Origin of the sequence: Williamsia herbipolensis (assembly GCF_000964005.1) — a bacterium.
In the GTDB taxonomy this organism is placed as follows: domain Bacteria; phylum Actinomycetota; class Actinomycetes; order Mycobacteriales; family Mycobacteriaceae; genus Williamsia_A; species Williamsia_A herbipolensis.
This window is the reverse complement of sequence record NZ_JXYP01000021.1, coordinates 243,815-260,051: the sequence shown is the minus strand read 5'-3', so window position 1 is coordinate 260,051 and position 16,237 is coordinate 243,815. Positions and strand designations below refer to the sequence as shown.

Annotated in this window: 16 protein-coding genes and 1 tRNA gene; 9 read left to right on the top strand and 8 right to left on the bottom strand. The window is 70.4% G+C overall.

Annotated features, from left to right (window positions below):
- Nucleotides 1–38: 38 nt before the first annotated feature.
- Entirely contained in the window at nucleotides 39–2,819 is a 2,781-nt protein-coding gene (aceE, locus tag TU34_RS12440; protein ID WP_045823146.1) for a pyruvate dehydrogenase (acetyl-transferring), homodimeric type, read from the bottom strand.
- A gap of 272 nt (nucleotides 2,820–3,091) precedes the next feature.
- Between aceE and TU34_RS12435 the strand changes: the two genes are divergently transcribed.
- The 5 genes from TU34_RS12435 (at nucleotide 3,092) to TU34_RS23915 (ending at nucleotide 5,359) form a co-directional block, all read left to right on the top strand.
- Nucleotides 3,092–3,679, top strand: coding sequence for a hypothetical protein (locus TU34_RS12435; protein ID WP_150116506.1), 588 nt, complete (start codon nucleotides 3,092–3,094; stop codon nucleotides 3,677–3,679).
- 180 nt (nucleotides 3,680–3,859) lie between these two features.
- Nucleotides 3,860–4,282 carry a DUF3052 domain-containing protein gene (locus TU34_RS12430; RefSeq protein WP_045823321.1) on the top strand — a complete coding sequence of 141 codons (423 nt, stop codon included), beginning with the start codon at nucleotides 3,860–3,862 and terminating at the stop codon, nucleotides 4,280–4,282.
- Entirely contained in the window at nucleotides 4,279–4,815 is a 537-nt protein-coding gene (locus TU34_RS12425) for a redoxin domain-containing protein (RefSeq protein ID WP_045823144.1), read from the top strand. The genes TU34_RS12430 and TU34_RS12425 overlap by 4 nt, the downstream gene beginning before the upstream one ends.
- Nucleotides 4,816–4,895: 80 nt before the next feature.
- Nucleotides 4,896–4,968: transfer RNA gene (locus tag TU34_RS12420), tRNA-Val, on the top strand.
- A gap of 241 nt (nucleotides 4,969–5,209) precedes the next feature.
- Entirely contained in the window at nucleotides 5,210–5,359 is a 150-nt protein-coding gene (locus TU34_RS23915) for a hypothetical protein (RefSeq protein WP_160298526.1), read from the top strand.
- Between the two features lie 3 nt (nucleotides 5,360–5,362).
- Here the strand turns inward: TU34_RS23915 and TU34_RS12415 are convergent, their stop codons facing one another.
- A complete protein-coding gene (locus TU34_RS12415) occupies nucleotides 5,363–6,346 on the bottom strand; it encodes a helix-turn-helix transcriptional regulator (RefSeq protein ID WP_045823143.1) in 984 nt (327 codons plus the stop codon).
- Nucleotides 6,347–6,586: 240 nt separating this feature from the next.
- Between TU34_RS12415 and TU34_RS12410 the strand changes: the two genes are divergently transcribed.
- Complete coding sequence (locus TU34_RS12410) at nucleotides 6,587–7,480, top strand: YdcF family protein (protein WP_045823320.1); 894 nt, start codon at nucleotides 6,587–6,589, stop codon at nucleotides 7,478–7,480.
- Between the two features lie 18 nt (nucleotides 7,481–7,498).
- On the opposite strand, the gene TU34_RS12405 is transcribed toward TU34_RS12410, so the two are convergent.
- Together TU34_RS12405 and TU34_RS12400 are read right to left on the bottom strand one after the other, a co-directional pair.
- On the bottom strand, nucleotides 7,499–8,233 hold the full coding sequence (locus TU34_RS12405) for a DUF429 domain-containing protein (protein ID WP_045823142.1): 735 nt from the start codon (nucleotides 8,231–8,233) through the stop codon (nucleotides 7,499–7,501).
- A gap of 25 nt (nucleotides 8,234–8,258) precedes the next feature.
- Nucleotides 8,259–9,359 (bottom strand): hypothetical protein, encoded by a 1,101-nt coding sequence (locus TU34_RS12400; protein ID WP_045823141.1) that lies wholly within the window; start codon nucleotides 9,357–9,359, stop codon nucleotides 8,259–8,261.
- A gap of 114 nt (nucleotides 9,360–9,473) precedes the next feature.
- Here TU34_RS12400 and TU34_RS12395 point away from each other — a divergent pair, with 114 nt between their 5' ends.
- Complete coding sequence (locus TU34_RS12395) at nucleotides 9,474–10,919, top strand: acyl-CoA synthetase (RefSeq protein WP_045823140.1); 1,446 nt, start codon at nucleotides 9,474–9,476, stop codon at nucleotides 10,917–10,919.
- Here TU34_RS12395 and TU34_RS12390 read toward each other — a convergent pair.
- Nucleotides 10,888–11,814 (bottom strand): spermidine synthase, encoded by a 927-nt coding sequence (locus TU34_RS12390; protein WP_045823139.1) that lies wholly within the window; start codon nucleotides 11,812–11,814, stop codon nucleotides 10,888–10,890. The genes TU34_RS12395 and TU34_RS12390 overlap by 32 nt on opposite strands.
- 57 nt (nucleotides 11,815–11,871) lie before the next feature.
- Between TU34_RS12390 and TU34_RS12385 the strand changes: the two genes are divergently transcribed.
- Nucleotides 11,872–12,825, top strand: a complete 954-nt coding sequence (locus TU34_RS12385; RefSeq protein WP_238981271.1) for a cobalamin biosynthesis protein — start codon at nucleotides 11,872–11,874, stop codon at nucleotides 12,823–12,825.
- On the opposite strand, the gene TU34_RS12380 is transcribed toward TU34_RS12385, so the two are convergent.
- Nucleotides 12,822–13,820, bottom strand: a complete 999-nt coding sequence (locus TU34_RS12380; protein ID WP_045823137.1) for an SURF1 family cytochrome oxidase biogenesis protein — start codon at nucleotides 13,818–13,820, stop codon at nucleotides 12,822–12,824. The two genes, TU34_RS12385 and TU34_RS12380, sit on opposite strands and share 4 nt — an antisense overlap.
- 203 nt (nucleotides 13,821–14,023) lie before the next feature.
- On the opposite strand from TU34_RS12380, the gene TU34_RS12375 reads away from it, so the two are divergent.
- The gene (locus tag TU34_RS12375) at nucleotides 14,024–15,037 is read left to right on the top strand and encodes a zinc-binding metallopeptidase family protein (RefSeq protein ID WP_045823136.1); all 1,014 of its coding nucleotides are present in this window, start codon (nucleotides 14,024–14,026) and stop codon (nucleotides 15,035–15,037) included.
- Nucleotides 15,038–15,078: 41 nt separating this feature from the next.
- On the opposite strand, the gene TU34_RS12370 is transcribed toward TU34_RS12375, so the two are convergent.
- Entirely contained in the window at nucleotides 15,079–15,549 is a 471-nt protein-coding gene (locus TU34_RS12370; RefSeq protein WP_045823135.1) for a low molecular weight protein-tyrosine-phosphatase, read from the bottom strand.
- Nucleotides 15,542–16,228 (bottom strand): HAD hydrolase-like protein, encoded by a 687-nt coding sequence (locus TU34_RS12365; RefSeq protein WP_045823134.1) that lies wholly within the window; start codon nucleotides 16,226–16,228, stop codon nucleotides 15,542–15,544. The genes TU34_RS12370 and TU34_RS12365 overlap by 8 nt, the downstream gene beginning before the upstream one ends.
- Between the last annotated feature and the right edge of the window lie 9 nt (nucleotides 16,229–16,237).

The following is a 16,237-nucleotide window of genomic DNA, read 5'->3' as shown; positions in this document are numbered from 1 at the left end:
GTTCACACTAGTGCGCCCCGAGGTCACGTCGCACCGACTCACGACACGCCGGGATCACTGGTCTGCTCGGGTGCCGCCAGGACGTCGGTGATGTCGTAGCGCTGCGCCGCCTCCGCCACGACCGAGGTGTCGAGGTGGCCGTCACGGGCCAACCCCGCCAGCACGCCCACCGCGATCGACTCGGCATCGACGTTGAAGAAGCGTCGCGCCGCCGGCCGGGTGTCGGAGAAACCGAACCCGTCGGTGCCCAGGGTCAGGTAGGTGCCGGGCACCCACGCGCGGATCAGTTCGGGGAGCCCCCGCATGAAATCGCTGACCGCGACGAACGGTCCCTGCGCCGACGACAGTGCCGAGGTGACGAACGGCTGCTCGTGCTCGCCGTCGGGATCGCGGAGTGACGCCTTCTCGTAGGCGACACCGTCGCGGGTCAGTTCACCCCACGAGGTCACCGACCAGATGTCGGCCGCGACGTCCCAGTCCTGGGCGAGCAGTTCCTGCGCACGGACCGCGTCGGTCATCGTGACGCCGGAGACCAGGATGTTGGCCGGGTACTGCTTCTTCTCGGGCGCGGCGTGGCACTTGTAGATGCCCTTGAGCACGCCGGTGACGTCGAGGTCCTCGGGCTGCGGCGGCTGGGAGATCGGCTCGTTGTAGACGGTGATGTAGTAGTAGATGTTCTCCGGGTCGTCGCCGAACATCCGCCCGAGTCCGTCGACGACGATGTGCGCCATCTCGTAGGCGTAGGCCGGGTCGTAGGCCACCACAGCGGGATTCGTCGACGCCAGCACCAACGAGTGTCCGTCGGCGTGCTGCAGCCCCTCGCCGGTGAGCGTGGTCCGGCCCGCGGTCGCGCCGATCACGAAGCCGCGCGCCATCTGGTCCGCGGCGGCCCACAGGCCGTCGCCGGTCCTCTGGAAGCCGAACATCGAGTAGAAGATGTACAGCGGGATCATCGGCTCGTCGTGGGTCGCGTACGAGGTCCCGACCGCGGTGAACGACGCCGTCGAACCGGCCTCGTTGATCCCCTCGTGCAGGATCTGACCGACCTCGCTCTCCTTGTAGGCGAGCATGAGGTCGGCGTCGACCGAGGTGTAGAGCTGACCGTTGCGGTTGTAGATCTTGAGCGACGGGAACCACGAGTCCATACCGAAGGTGCGTGCCTCGTCGGGGATGATCGGCACGACGCGCTTGCCGACCTCCTTGTCGCGCATCAGCTCCTTGAAGATGCGCACCAGTGCCATCGTCGAGGCGACCTGCTGTTTGCCCGAGCCCTTCGCCATGGCCTTGATGACGCCGTCGGTCGCGGGCGTGAGCGCCTTGCTCTGCGTGCGTCGTACCGGCAGGAATCCGCCGAGCGTCTTGCGGCGATCGAGCATGTACTGGATCTCCGGTGCGTCGGCACCGGGGTGGTAGTACGGCGGCAGGTACGGGTCCTTCTCGAGCTGGGAATCGGTGATCGGGATGCGGCAGCTGTCGCGGAAGTCCTTGAGGTCGTCGAGCGTCAGCTTCTTCATCTGGTGCGTCGCGTTGCGGCCCTCGAAGTGCTTGCCGAGGGTGTAGCCCTTGATCGTGTGCGCCAGGATCACCGTCGGCTGCCCCTTGTGGGCCATCGCCGAGGCGTAGGCGGCGTGCACCTTGCGGTAGTCGTGTCCGCCTCGCTTGAGCTTCCAGATGTCGGCGTCGCTGATGTCCTTGACCAACTCTTTGGTGCGCGGGTCGCGCCCGAAGAAGTGCTCACGGACGAACGCGCCGTCGTTGGCCTTGAACCCCTGGAAGTCGCCGTCGGGGGTGGTGTTCATGAGATTGACCAGGGCGCCGTCGCGATCGGCGTGGAGCAGGGCGTCCCACTCGCGGCCCCACACGACCTTGATGACGTTCCATCCGGCGCCGCGGAAGAACGACTCGAGCTCCTGGATGATCTTGCCGTTGCCGCGCACAGGGCCGTCGAGCCGCTGCAGGTTGCAGTTGACGACGAACGTGAGGTTGTCGAGGCCCTCGGTGGCCGCGACGTGCGCGAGGCCGCGCGACTCCGGCTCGTCCATCTCGCCGTCGCCCAGGAACGCCCACACGTGTTGCTCGGAGGTGTCCTTGATGCCCCGATCGTGCAGGTAGTGGTTGAACCGCGCCTGATAGATGGCGTTCATGGGGCCCAGACCCATCGAGACGGTCGGGAACTGCCAGAAGTCGGGCATCAGTCGCGGGTGCGGGTACGAGGGCAGGCCGCCGCCCTCGCCGGCGTGGCTGTGCTCCTGACGGAAGCCGTCCATGCGGTGCTCGTCGATGCGCCCCTCGAGGTAGGCGCGGGCGTAGATGCCGGGGGAGGCGTGGCCCTGGATGAAGATCTGGTCGCCGCCGCCGGAGTGGTCCTGGCCGCGGAAGAAGTGATTGAAGCCGACCTCGTACAGCGCGGCCGACGACGCGTAGGTGGAGATGTGCCCGCCGACACCGACGCCGGGTCGCTGTGCGCGGTGCACCATGATCGCGGCGTTCCAGCGGATGAACGCGCGGAACCGACGCTCGACCTCCTCGTCACCGGGGAACCACGGTTCGCTCTCGGTGGGGATGGTGTTCACGTAATCGGTGGAGGTCAGCGCGGGGATCGACACGCGGCGTTCGCTGGCGCGCTCGAGCAGCCGCAGCATCAGGTAGCGCGCGCGACCCGGGCCCGCGTGGTCGAGCAGGCCGTCGAACGAGGCGAGCCACTCGTCGGTCTCCTGCGGGTCGATGTCGGGAAGGTACGAGGCGACGCCCTCGCGGATGACACGCACCCGATCGCTGCCGGTCGTCTTCGGTGCGTCCTGGGTGCTTTTCTCGGTCACTGGTGAGTGTCTCCTCAAGTCGTCCGGCGCAGGGGAGTGACGGCCGGGGCGTGCGGTGGTCCGGCGCGGATGGTGTGTGTATCGGAGCCGGTGTGGCCTCGGTGCGGGCATGGGTGCGCCCGAGTGGGAGGTACGTCACCAATCGTGCCGTATGTGACGCAGGATTGGCGAAGGTGTGGCGTACCTCGCCGGTGCGGACGCCGATCGCCCAGGTGAGGCGCGCTCGGCGGCGGTGTTGTGAGCGCGGTGAGCGCTGGGGCACTATCTCCTGTGTGAATCGACTCGGGGGGTGCGGGTGGGTCCGCGCATGCGCTGTCGGTGCTGCGACGGGCGCGCTGGTCGTCGTGCTCTCGGCGTGCGCGACCACGGTCGACGGGTCCGGTCGGGTCGATCCGGTGCAGGTGTCGGACTATCTGGCCACCCGGTCCTCGGCCTCGGCGCGGGCGAGTGCCGACGCGCAGACCGCGGCCGACTACGCGACCTGTGCCGCGGTGACGTCGGCGGCCGCCTCCGCCTCGCGCGCGTACAACGCGTTCGTGGCGCGGCTGAACTCCACACAATCGTTCGACGACCTCGCACGGACCGACGGTGGCGCCGTCGATGCGCTCAACCGGGCGGGATCCGCGGTGACCGGTGCGATCACCGGATCGACCTCCGACCAGGTCCGCTCCACCGCCGGCGGGTTCGCCGCGCGCAGCACCGACCTGGCCCGTGTGGTGGCGGGAAAGCAGCGTGACGCGCTCAACGCCTCCTCCACGGCGTGGGAGCGTGCCCGCGACACGGCGTTGTCGGCGTGTGGTCCCGTCTCCGGCGGCGGGCCCGTCGGTGCGCAGCCGTCGGCCGCGACGCCCGGCGGCTGATCGCCGCACCGAGACCGGCGGTGCGGCGACCCGGCGGGACGCGCCACGCGAACTGTGACTCGGCTTGCAACTTCGCCATGCAGACTGTTCTCTAGAAGAAGTCGAACCGGTACACCGTTGTCGGGTCGAACCGACCGGGTGGAACACACGGTCATGACACGCCACAGGAGGTCATTCGCGTTGGTTGCCGCCGCGCACGGAAGTCGCGCCGAGAAGCTCGGGTTCACCGCCGGGATGGTGGTGCAGGAGCTCGGGTGGGATGACGACACCGACGACGAACTACGCGCCGACATCGAGGATGTCGTCGGGGCGGAGATGCTCGACGAGGATTCCGACGACGTCATCGACGTCGTCGTGCTCTGGTGGCGGGAGGACGACGGCGACCTCGTCGATGCCCTGATGGACGCGATCGGCCCCCTCGCCGACGACGGCTACGTGTGGGTGTTCTCGCCGAAGACCGGCACCGACGGCTACGTCGACCCGGCCGAGATCGCCGAGGCCGCACCCACCGCCGGACTCACGCAGACCTCCGCGATGAACCTCGGCGACTGGTCGGGTTCGCGGCTGGTGCAGCCCAAGGCGCGCACCCCAAAGCGTCCATGACCAGCCCGCCCGCGACGCCGTTCCTCGATCCCGTGTCCCGCATCGTCGACGACGCGGAGCTCCCCGTGGGTCCACTGCAACCCGGCGCTCTCGCACCGGATTTCGAGCTCCGCGACCAGAACAACCAGAAGGTGTCGTTGCGCGCCCACGCGGGCGTCAAGAAGGTCGTTGTGGTCTTCTTCCCGCTGGCCTTCACCGGCACCTGCGAGGGCGAACTCGGCGCCCTGCGCGACCGGTTGCCCGAGTTCGACAACGACCGCAGCACCGTGGTCGCGGTGTCGGTCGGTCCGCCGCCCACCCACAAGGTCTGGTCGTCGGCGCAGGGATTCCTCTTCCCGATCCTGTCCGATTTCTGGCCGCACGGCGCGACCGCGCGCGACTACGGGGTGTTCAACGCCCACGCCGGGTACGCCAACCGCGGCACCTTCGTCGTCGGTCTCGACGGTGTGATCGCGTTCTCCGACATGGTCGGTCCCGGCGAGGCGCGCGACGACGCCCTGTGGACCCGCGTTGTCGAGGCGCTGCGGCCCTGACCGGCCCGGTCCGCCGATTTCGGCTCGCCCGCGACGCACGCTAGATTCGTCTGCGTCGTGGCCCGGTGGCGGCGGCATGAGCGCGCATAGCTCAGTGGTTAGAGCTCTGGTCTTACACACCAGCGGTCGGGGGTTCGAATCCCTCTGCGCGCACCCCGGGTCGATGCGTCGCCGCCGGTCCACGATGCGCCGGAGCCCATCGCCTCGACGCGCCGTATCGGCGCATCACACGCAATCGATCCCCGTCGGCCGGTGCGGGTGTAGCGTGAGTGACAGAACACGGTTCGTTCGGAGTCAGGATCGAACCGATTGCGCCGGCGATGGAAATCCTTCGATCGCCGCCTGTACGCCCCGTCGGATCACGCTCGTACGTCGACACGACGAGGGCACGCCCGTGAGGACACCAATGGACTACACCGAACTCTTCTCGCACACCTCGGTCTCCGAGGCCCCGGCGACGACCGGTGACGCACCGGCGCACATGCCGGTGTTCTCCGACTCCGATTCGACCAAGGCCCGGCACGATTCGTCGGACCGACGCTGAGACTCACTCCAGCTCAACCGCATCGAGGTAGCGTCGACTGATGTCGCGGTGGCGCTGCGCCAATGCGCGGCACTCGTCCCGTAGCGCGGGCGGCTCGATCACGGTGAACCCCGCCTCGAAGCGGTGGAGCCACCAGGCTATCGACTCGATCGACCAGCCGAACAGTCTTATCTCACACGAGGTCTCGTCGGAGGCCTCGATCGTCCCCCACTCGTCGTAGACCATCGGGGCGATCTCGCTCGCCGGGGCGTGCACGCGTACCCGCGCCACCGCGGCCCGTGCGATCGCCCCGAGACTCGCCGCCACGTGCGCCGCCGCCCCGCCCTCGGGGAGAGGCCGTGGTGTGAACCGCGGACCGGTGGGTATCACCGGGCTGACCCGATCGGCGCGAAACGACCGCCAGTCGGCGCGACCGAGGTCCCAGGCGAACAGATACCAGCGAGAACCATTGCGCACCAATCGATACGGCTCCACCTCGCGCCGTGAGCGCGTACCCGAACGGTCGGCGTAATCGAAGCGCAGTCGCTCGGCGCGGTGGCACACGGCAGCGAGGTCCGACAGCACGGTCGCGTCGACCGATGATCGCGGGGGATTCGATGCGACGGTGTCCACCTGGAGCGCATCGAGCCGATGACGCAGCCGCGACGGCATCACCTGTCGCAATTTCGCCACCGCCCGCGCGGCGGCATCGTCGAGACCGGTGACCGAAGCGGTTGCCCCCGACTGTAATCCGACGGCGACGGCGAGCACCTCGGCGTCGTCGAGCAGGAGCGGCGGCATCTGTGCTCCCGCGCCCAGGCGGTATCCGCCACCCACGCCCACCGTGGCGTCGACCGGGTAGCCCAGTTCGCGGAGCCGGTCGACGTCGCGACGGACGGTTCGCGTCGTCACGTCGAGCCGATCGGCGAGGTCGGCACCCGACCAGTCCTGACGCATCTGCAGCAACGAGAGCAGGCGGAGAAGCCTCGCGGAGGACTCGATGACCATGTCGAGAAGTGTCCCAGGCATTGCGGACAATTCCAGTCCTCGATGGCCGAGAGGTCAGAGCCGTCGTCGTACGCATACGGGACGCCACGCCGCGTCGATTCCGACCCGTGATCATTCCGTGGCACTTTCGTGCTCATCGGTCACTTCAGTCCCAGTAGCCTCACCGGTATCCCATTGCTGTGCATCCGCGGTCCGTCGTGGGTCGCACTCAGGCGGCTGGGGGAACGAAAGGAACACGGCATGCGTGTATGGACGCGTCTGCAGAACCTCGCCGCGACGCTCGGCGTCGCGGTGGTGTGCGCGGCGGGCCTCGGAGCCGGTCAGGCGCTGTTCGTGCCGGCAGTGGCCTCGGCTGCGCCGACCACCTCGCTGTACAACTCCGCCCAGTACAAATTCGCCCATCGCGACGTCCCGGGCGGCCTCGGCGACATCGCGGCACTGCTACGGATCGCACCCAACGACGCCCAAGCGCTTGCGCTGCAGGCGATCTGGGCCGATTACGTGTACGACCTCCCCCTCAAGGCAGGAGCTCAGGGACGCCTGAACGCGGTGTCGCCGGCCACGGCGGCGGGGGTCAACCGCGTGTTCGGTGCCATCGGTGCCGGTATCGCGACCCTGCCCAACCCCTTGCCCAGCGTGGTCGGTCCGCAGACGGCGATCGTGGCCCTCGGATACGGACTGCTCGACAACGGTGCGATGCGGCCCGAACTGGAACAGCGCATGGGTGCGGTGTGGCGCCAGGCGATCATCGCGCCCCTCTCGCCGATCGTGGTCACCGGCGGCGCGCCGCACAACGGCGTCACCGAGGCCGCCGCGATGCGCAACTGGTTGGTGGCGCGCGGGATCCCGGCCTCACGCATCCTCACCGAATCACGGGCGGGCTCGACGGTGCAGAACGCGCTGTTCACCGCCGCGCTGGTCAAGCCACGGGGAGTGGTCAACGCCATCGTGGTCAGCAGCGCCAATCACGTCCGCCGAGCGGTCACCGACTTCGTCATCGCGGGTCTGCCGGTCATCGGCGTCTCGTCGCAGATCGAGGGCTGGCCCGAAGCGCTGCTGCCGCCGCTGCTCGATGCGCAGCTGTCGATCTACGTCGACGCCACCCGCACGTTCGGGCTGCCCGCCACCCGGTGAGACACGAGGGTCCCCGCGTCAGTCTGCGACGAGCTCGGCCAACGTGATCCGCGGCAAGTGGATCCACCCCTCGCGCGCCGCGACATCGGCCATGTCCGGCGACGGGAGTCCGGTGGCGTCCAACACCACCGCACGGGCCAGGAGTGCGGCGAGGACCGCGTCGACGGCGTCGTCGCTCGCGTGACAGAGCGCCGCGAAATCACTGAGATCGAGCCACGGTGCCGCGACGGCGAGGTCGGCGAGCAGGGTGGCGCGGACACCGGTGTTCGCGGTGCCCTTGTACCCACGCGAGCGCAGACCCCATGTGTGCAGCGCGGCTGCGGGATACACCTCGGCGGCCGCACCGTGCACGCGATCGGACACGCCGAGCGCGCGCAAGATGCTCGAACACCTCAGCGCCACATGGGCGATGAGATCGGCCGACACGCTCAACGGGATCAGGCCGGTCTCCGCGCGCACAACCTCGTCGGTGTGGCGACGCACCAGCGGCGCCCGTGCCGCACGCGTGTTGAGTGGGCCGGTGGTGGGCGCGGCGCCGTGGTGATGGGCCACCACGAACTCCACGAACGCATCGGGCCAACCGAACGGTGCATCGATGCCGACGCGGTCGGCCCCGTCGGCGGCGGCGACCAGATCGCCGTCGTCGGCCCCGAGGCGCAGCGCGGTCACCCGGGCGCCGCCCGCCTCCCACTCGACGACCGCGCACGCCGTCTTCGCGGGCTCGGCGGCGAGGTCCACCCCGACCGTTCGCATCGACCAACCGTAGCGATCGGCCCGCTCAGGCGGCGTCGCGCACCATGATCCGCACCGCGTCGGCGAAGACGGAGTACAGCGCGTCCCAGCTCGCCGAGGAGCGCAGGGCCTCATCGGCCCCCTCGGTGTCGCCCGAGGCGCCGGCGGAGTCGGCACGGTGGAGCCACTGCAGGGACTGCGTCCGGCAGACCTCCATCGAGTCGACGGCGGCACCGCGGTCGGTGCCGCACAGGTGCGCCACCCCGGCGGCGTCGGGGAGCGACCCGGCACGACCCCGGTCCACCGCCACACGCAGCGCAGCCGGCATGGCGATCTCGTCGGGGGACGACGGCGCGGTGAGCGCGATGGTGAGGGCGGGCAGTTCGTCGGTCATGAAGGCGTGCCACCGATCGATGGCCTCGCCGATCGCGGTGCGCGGGTCGGCGCCGAGGTCGACGGCGAACTCCACGTCGACCACCGAACCGTCGACGACGAGTTCGAAACCCGGCCACGCGCCGACGACCGTCCGGGCGTGGCCCACGGCGTCGGGATCGACCGCGCCGCGAATGGTGGTCCACAGCATCGCGCTGCGCTGCGGCCCCCACACCTGCAGATGGGCGGTGGCGTCGGGATAGGTCAGCTCGACCGCGTCGTGCACGTCGATACCGACCACACCGGCCAGCCGGTCACGCACCACGCGCCCGACCACACGGGACAACCCGGCCGAGGGGTGGTCGGCCATGGACTGCGCCCGCGCGCGCACCGACGCGTCGTCGCGCAGGAAACTCGGGTGCGGCAGCGCGAGCAGCGTGCGGGCCAGGTCGACGGCCTCGCCGACGAGGGTGGCGATCTTCTCGTGGCCGACGATCCGGACGAGATGACCACCGTCGGCGTCGGACCATCCCGGCGGCACCGCGATCGTCGCCCGCCGTCCGGCCGGGACGGCCACGATCGCGCAGACCATCCCGGTGGGAAGACGACGGAACCGCAGATCACTCGTCGAGCAGCGCGCGACGTGCTCGCGACTGAGGTCGATCGACTGATCGTCACGGGGGCCGCTCAGCCGCTCGGTCAGCGCCGTGGCGAACCCCGCCCACGCGCGGTCGATCACGTCGTCGAAGTCGACATCGGTGGTGGGCGACGACATGGCGGCTCCTGGTGGATCATGCGACCCCGCCGGTGGCAGTGGGACGCGATGGTTGCTCGTGGGCCCGAGACTAGGTGCGGGTACCGACAGCCCGGGGTGTGCAACAGTGGCGGGGTGCTGTTCCCTCTCCTGACACCGGGTTTCGTGGCCGATCGGCCGGATGTCCCCGCCTTCGTGACCGTCGGCGACGAGTCGTTCTCCCAGGCCGACATCGTCGGGGCGGCGACGTCGGCGTCCGAGCGACTGGGCGGACTGAGCCGCGTCGCGGTCGAGGCGGTGCCGTCGATGCAGACCGTCGTCGCCGTGGTCGCCGCGCTGCTGGCCGGTGTGACCGTGGTGCCGGTCGCACCCGACAGCGGCGACGCCGAACGACGTCACGTCCTCGACGACTCCGGCGCGCAGGCCTGGCTGGGTGCGACACCCACCGATCCGTGCGACCGGCCCCACCTCCCGGTGCGGCTCTACGCCCGGTCGTGGCACCGACATCCCCAGCCGCCCGCGGACACCGTGGCGATGATCATGTACACCTCCGGCACCACCGGGGCGCCCAAGGGCGTCGTGAGCACCCACGGGTCGCTGGCGGCCGGCATCGACGCACTCGCCGACGCCTGGGCGTGGACCGCCGACGACACCCTCGTGCACGGCCTGCCGCTGTTCCACGTCCACGGTCTGATCCTCGGACTCCTCGGCCCACTCCGGGTGGGCAGCCGACTGCACCACACCGTGCGACCCCGACCCGAGGCGTACGCCGCCGCGGCGCAGGGCGAGCACCCGGGCACGATGTACTTCGGCGTCCCGACCGTGTGGTCGAGAATCGTCGCCGATCCCGAGCACGCACGCTCGCTCTCCGGTGCCCGACTGCTGATCTCGGGCAGCGCGCCACTGCCGCCGACGGTGTTCGACGCGGTGGCCGAGCTCACCGGACACGAGCCGGTGGAGCGCTACGGCATGACCGAGACACTCATCACCCTCAGCGCCCGCGCCGACGGTCCGCGCCGGGCGGGGTGGGTCGGATCGCCGGTGGCGGGGGTCCGGACCCGTCTGCGCGACGAGTCCGGCGACGAACTGCCCCACGACGGGGACGCGGTCGGTGAACTGCTCGTGCAGGGCCCGATGCTCGGGGCGGGATACCTGAACCGACCCGAGGCGACGACCGCATCGTGGCTGCCCGACGGGTGGTTCGCGACCGGCGACGCCGCACTGATCGAACCCGGTGGGATGCACCGCATCGTGGGGCGCTTGTCCACCGATCTCATCAAGTCCGGCGGGTACCGGGTCGGTGCGGGCGAGGTGGAGGCATCCCTGCTCGAGCACCCGACGGTGGCCGAGGTCGCGGTGGTCGGCCCGGCCGACGACGACCTGGGCCAGCGGATCGTCGCCTACGTCGTCGTCCGGCCCGATGCGGCGACCGACGCCGCCGCCGCCGAGGGGCTGATCGAGCACGTCGCGACGGCACTGTCGGTGCACAAGCGACCCCGCGAGGTGCACTTCGTCGACGAACTGCCGCGCAACGCCATGGGCAAGGTCGTCAAGAAGGCGCTGCTGGAGACGTCGGACTGACGTCACCGTCCGGCGCCGTGTCGTCACTGCCCGCATCTCGCAGAACGGTTGCGCCCGCGGCGAATCGGCGGGTGTCGGCGTCGTCGCGCATCGACGCCGGGACCGCCCCGGCGAGCAGCGTCTTCACCACCGCGGCCGAGACCTCGATCTCGTCGTCGCTCGCGGCGATGATGATGTTCCCATAGCGCCTGCCCTTGAGCATCGCCGGATCGGCGACGAGCGCGATATGCGCGAATCGTCCTCCGATGGTGGCGATCTCGGCGCGGGCGCCGGCGAGATCGCGGGTGTCGGCGCAGTTGACGAGGTAGAGCCCGCCCGGTCGCAACACGCGATGCACCTCCTCGGCGAACTCGGCGGTGGTGAGGTTCGCCGGGGTCGTCGCGCCCGCGAACACGTCGCGGATCACGATGTCGCGGCTGTCGGTGTGCAGGGCGGTCGTAACCTCGCGAGCATCGCCGACACGCAGACGCAGCACCGGCGCCCGGGGGAGGTCGAAACGGTCGCGCACCAGCGTCGCCAGCGCCGCGTCGACGTCGACGGCCACGTGTCGTGACCGCGGATACGCCGCGGCGAGTCGGCGGGCCAGCGTGCAGGCGCCGGCGCCGAGATGCAGCACCCGCATCGGGTCGTCGGGGTGGTGGCGGTCGTCGATCACCGCCGCGATCCAGCGCATGTACTCGAACTCCAGGCGCAACGGGTCGTCGGTGACGATGTGGGAACTCTGCACGCCGTTGACCTCGATCAGCCAGCCGGTGCCGTCGTCGTCGGCGGTGATCCTCGCGGTCCCGGAGTCGATGTCGAAGACACCCTCGGGCGTCGGCGACGCGTCGGCGGCGACCGGGGTGCCCGCCGCGGTCCGGGCGGGTGGTCTGCGAGGTCTTCGGCGTCCGGCCACGCCCACGACCCTACGGCCGGACGCCGGGAGCAGACACCGCGTGGCAGGGTGGTGTCGGTGAACAACCCCCCGTCGGCCCGCCGTGTCGCACGTGCACTCGGGCTGGTGGCCGGCCTCGGCGTCGACCTGGTGTTCGCCGATCCGCGGCGTGGGCATCCGGTGGCCGGCATGGGCACCCTCGCGGGGCGTCTCGAGCGGGTCGTGTACCGCGACAACCGCTGGGCGGGCGTCGTGTTCGTCGGTGGTTGCCTGGTGTCGGTCCTGACGATCGCCGAGCCCCTGCGACGTGTCGGCGGCCCGGGCGCGGCGGCGGCCACGGCGGCCGCGACGTGGACGGTACTGGGCGGAACCGGACTCACCCGCGTCGCGACGGCGGTGGCCGACGCCCTCGACGCCGGCGACGAGCAGGCGGCCCGGGCACTCATCCCGAGCCTGTGCGGCCGCGATCCCGAGAGCCTCGATCGCGCCGGGATGATCCGCGCGACCGTGGAATCGGTGGCCGAGAACACCTCCGACGCCACCGTCGCGCCGCTCGTGTGGGGTGCTGTCGGTGGGGTGCGCGGACTCATCGCGTACCGGATGATCAACACCCTCGACGCGATGGTCGGCCACCGCACGCCGCGCTACGAGCAATTCGGCTGGGCAGCAGCACGTCTCGACGATGTCGCCAATCTGGTGCCCGCGCGTCTGGCCGGGGTGATCGTGATCGCAATCGGTGGCCGGCCCACCGGCGCCGCGTCGGCGTGGCGCCGCGACGCGCGAGCGCACCCGAGCCCGAACGCCGGTGTCGTCGAGTCGTCGTTCGCCGGCGCGCTCGGCATCGGACTCGGCGGCACCACGGTATATCGCCACCGTGTGGAGGAGCGGCCGCGCCTGGGCGACGGTCCGGCACCCGACGTGGCCGACCTGCGCCGGGCGATCACGCTCTCGCGGCGGGTACAGCTGGTGAGTGCGGTCCTCGCCTCGGCGGCGAGCACCGTCGGTGTGCGCCCCCGGAGGCGTGGGAACTAGTCGCCGTACCGGTCGGCGAGCTTGCCGCGTACCCGGTCCTCGCCTGCGACGGCCTGATCGGGGCCGGCGCCGATGGTGCCGCGCACCCGCGTCTGTCCCATCCCCGTCGACGACGCCGACGTCAGTTCCTTGCGCCGTTGTCTTGCCCGGGCCGCGCGTTCCGACAGCGCCGATTCGGCCAGCGCCGCGGACTCGAGGGCATCGGGCGGTGCGGCTCCGGTGCGGATGCGCTCGGCGGTCTCGGCGCGGGCGGCGTTGGCCGCGCGTCGATGCCGGATCTCCGATCGCACGAAATACAACAGGCCCAGCGGGGCCATCACGCCGAACGCGATCCACTGCAGGCCGTAGGAGAGGTACGGGCCGGAGTCGAGCTGGGGGATGGGGATCTCGGCGAGGCTGCCGGGCTGCCCCGACGACAGCTGCAGATAGGCGGGCATCGTGGTCAACCCGACGGTCCGGCCGAGCACGGCCGGGTCGATCGTGTAGACCTGCAGCACCCCGGACTCGGTGCGCGGCCCCTTGCCCGGGCTGGTGCCCTCGGGTTGGCGGATCCGGGCGTCGATGGTGGTCGTGCCGGCGGGCGCCGCGGTCACCGGCGGCAGTGCGGTGCCCTGCTGCGGGCGCACGTAGCCGCGGTTGACCACGAAGATCCGGCCGTCGGAGGTGCGGAACGGTGTGAGCACCTCGAACGCGGGACTGTCGTCGACCGATCGCAGCCGGACGACCGCCTGCGCCTCGGGCAGGTAGCTGCCCGTCACCGAGACCTCCCGCCACTCGGTGTCGGTCGGTACCGGCCCCGAGCCGGGGTAGACGGTGTCGATGGGGACCGCCGCCTTCGACACCGCGCTCTTGATCAGATCGTTCTGGTGTTCGGTGCGACCGTTCTTGCCGAGCTGCCATGGCGCCAGCACCCAGAAGCAGGCCACCGCGAACGCGACGACGACGAGCGCGAGAACCACCCAACCGGGACGCAGGAAGGCGCGGAGCACTCGCATACCTCGACGGTACAACCTCCCGCATGGGTCGACGGGTGCGCCAGATCGGTGAGCCGACCTGCATGTGTCGACTACGCTGAGACGGCCGGAGCCCGACAGGCCCTCACGCGAAGCCGCCGCCGTGAGCGCGCCTCGCGGTCCGGCGAACCTCACCTCGGCGCCCGCAGGGCGCAGGTGCCTCACCGAACGGACCCACCCCCATCATGCGTGATTTCGCCTGCCGCAACTGCGGCCAGCAGCTCTCCTTCGAGAACACCCTCTGCCTCAAGTGCGCCAGCGCGCTCGGCTTCCACCTCCCCTCACGCACCATCGTCACCCTCGACGACAACGGTCAGACCGAGATCGACGGGTCGACCATGATCCGGTGCGCGAACAACGTCGTCGCCAAGTGCAACTGGCTCGTGACGAAGGACGCCGACGACGACGGTCTCTGCGAGTCCTGCCGGCTCACACGCACACGCCCCGGCGACGGCGACACCGAGGCACTCACCGAGTTCGGTGACGCCGAGGCGGCCAAGCGCCGGGTCGTGCTCGAGCTGACCGAACTGAACCTGCCCATCGTCGGACGCGACGACGACACGAGCACCGGTCTCGCGTTCGACCTGTTGTCCAGCGCGCACGAGAACGTCATCACCGGTCACGCGAACGGGGTCATCACCCTCGATCTCGCCGAGGGCGACGACGTGCACCGCGAACAGCTCCGCGTCTCGATGGACGAGCCCTACCGCACGCTGATCGGCCACTTCCGCCACGAGATCGGCCACTACTACCAGATGGCACTCGTCGGCGACGGCGAGCACCGCCAGCGGTTCGAGGAGCTGTTCGGCAACCCCGACGACGACTACCAGGCCGCGCTCGACCGCCACTACAACGACGGCCCGCCCTCGGACTGGAAGTCCGACTACGTCTCGTCGTACGCCACCATGCACCCGGCCGAGGACTGGGCCGAGACCTTCGCCCACTACCTCCACATCCGCGACACCCTCGACACCGCAGCGGCTTTCGCGATGGCCCCGGCCGGCGCGACGCTGGCCAGCTCACTGACCGGTGACGTCGGTTTCGACCGCATCATCGAGTGGTGGCTGCCGCTGTCGTGGTCGCTGAACCAGATCAACCGCTCGATGGGTCACCAGGACCTCTACCCGTTCGTGCTGCCGGCCAAGGTGCTCGAGAAGATGCGCTTCGCGCACTCGTTGATCGAGCCCGTCACCATCTGATCCCGCGGGCTGTGCCGGACCCGCAGGGGTGATCGACCGCCCTACCGGGCCAACTGCTCGCGGATCCAGTCGAGCAGGCCCGGTACGGCGGCCTCGATCTGTTCACGGACGCGGGTGAAATCGGCCTGGTCGCCGTAATACGGGTCGGCCACGTCGGGTTCGGTCGCGGCGGGGTCGAAACTGCGCAGCAGGCGGGCCCGGTCGCCGAGCCGCTTGCGCGACAACGCCTGCAGGTGGCTGCGGTCGAGTGCCACCAGCAGGTCGGCGCCGACGTGTTCGGAGCCGAGGACCGCCGCGGAGTGCTCGTCGCAGTAGCCGACCCGGCGCAGTTCGGCCCGCGCCCGATCGTCGGCCGGTTCGCCGACGTGCCACGAGCCGGTGCCGCAGCTGTCGATCAGCACCTGATCCGCCAGCCCGGCGTCGGCGACGGCGTGGGTCACGATGCTCTGGGCCATCGGAGACCGGCAGATGTTGCCGGTGCAGACGAACGTGATGTGCAGGCGATCAGACACCGAGCACCTCGCGCAGCTCACTCACCGTCGACACCTGCCAGCGCGCGTCGGCGCCCTCGCCCTCGAGCGCGTAGCCCCAGCCGACGAGGACCGCGGGGATCCCGAACGCGCCGGCGCCATGGATGTCGTGGGAGCGGTCACCGATGATCACCACGTCGGGTGTCCCGCCGTCGGCCGACGCGGTCGGGGCGACCCCGAGCCCGGACAGCGCGTGCGCCACCACGTCGCCCTTCGTGCGGCGGGTCCCGTCGTCGCTGGCGCCGGCGATCACCGTGAAATGGTCGGCGAGACCGAAGTGCTCGAGGATGCGCGTCGCCGTCGTCTGGTTCTTCGAGGTGGCCACGGCCATCCGGCGTCCGGCCGAGGCCAGGTCGCCGAGCATCGCGTCCATCTCGGGGAACACCGAGTTCTCCAGCCACCCGATGTCGGTGTAGCGCGTCCGGTAGGCGTCCATCGCGGCGGCCGCACGGTCGTCGTCGAGACCCAGCGTGTGCAGCGTGTCCAGCATGGGCGGCCCGGCGATGCCCTCGACGAGCGTCGGATCGGGCTCGGGATGGCCGATGGTCGCCAGCGCGTGGCGAAAGCTGTTGGCGATGCCGTCGAAGGAATCGGTGATGGTGCCGTCGAGGTCGAACAACAGGGTCGTCGTCGCCGCGGCGGGATCGGTGGAGACCGGCACACCACCATT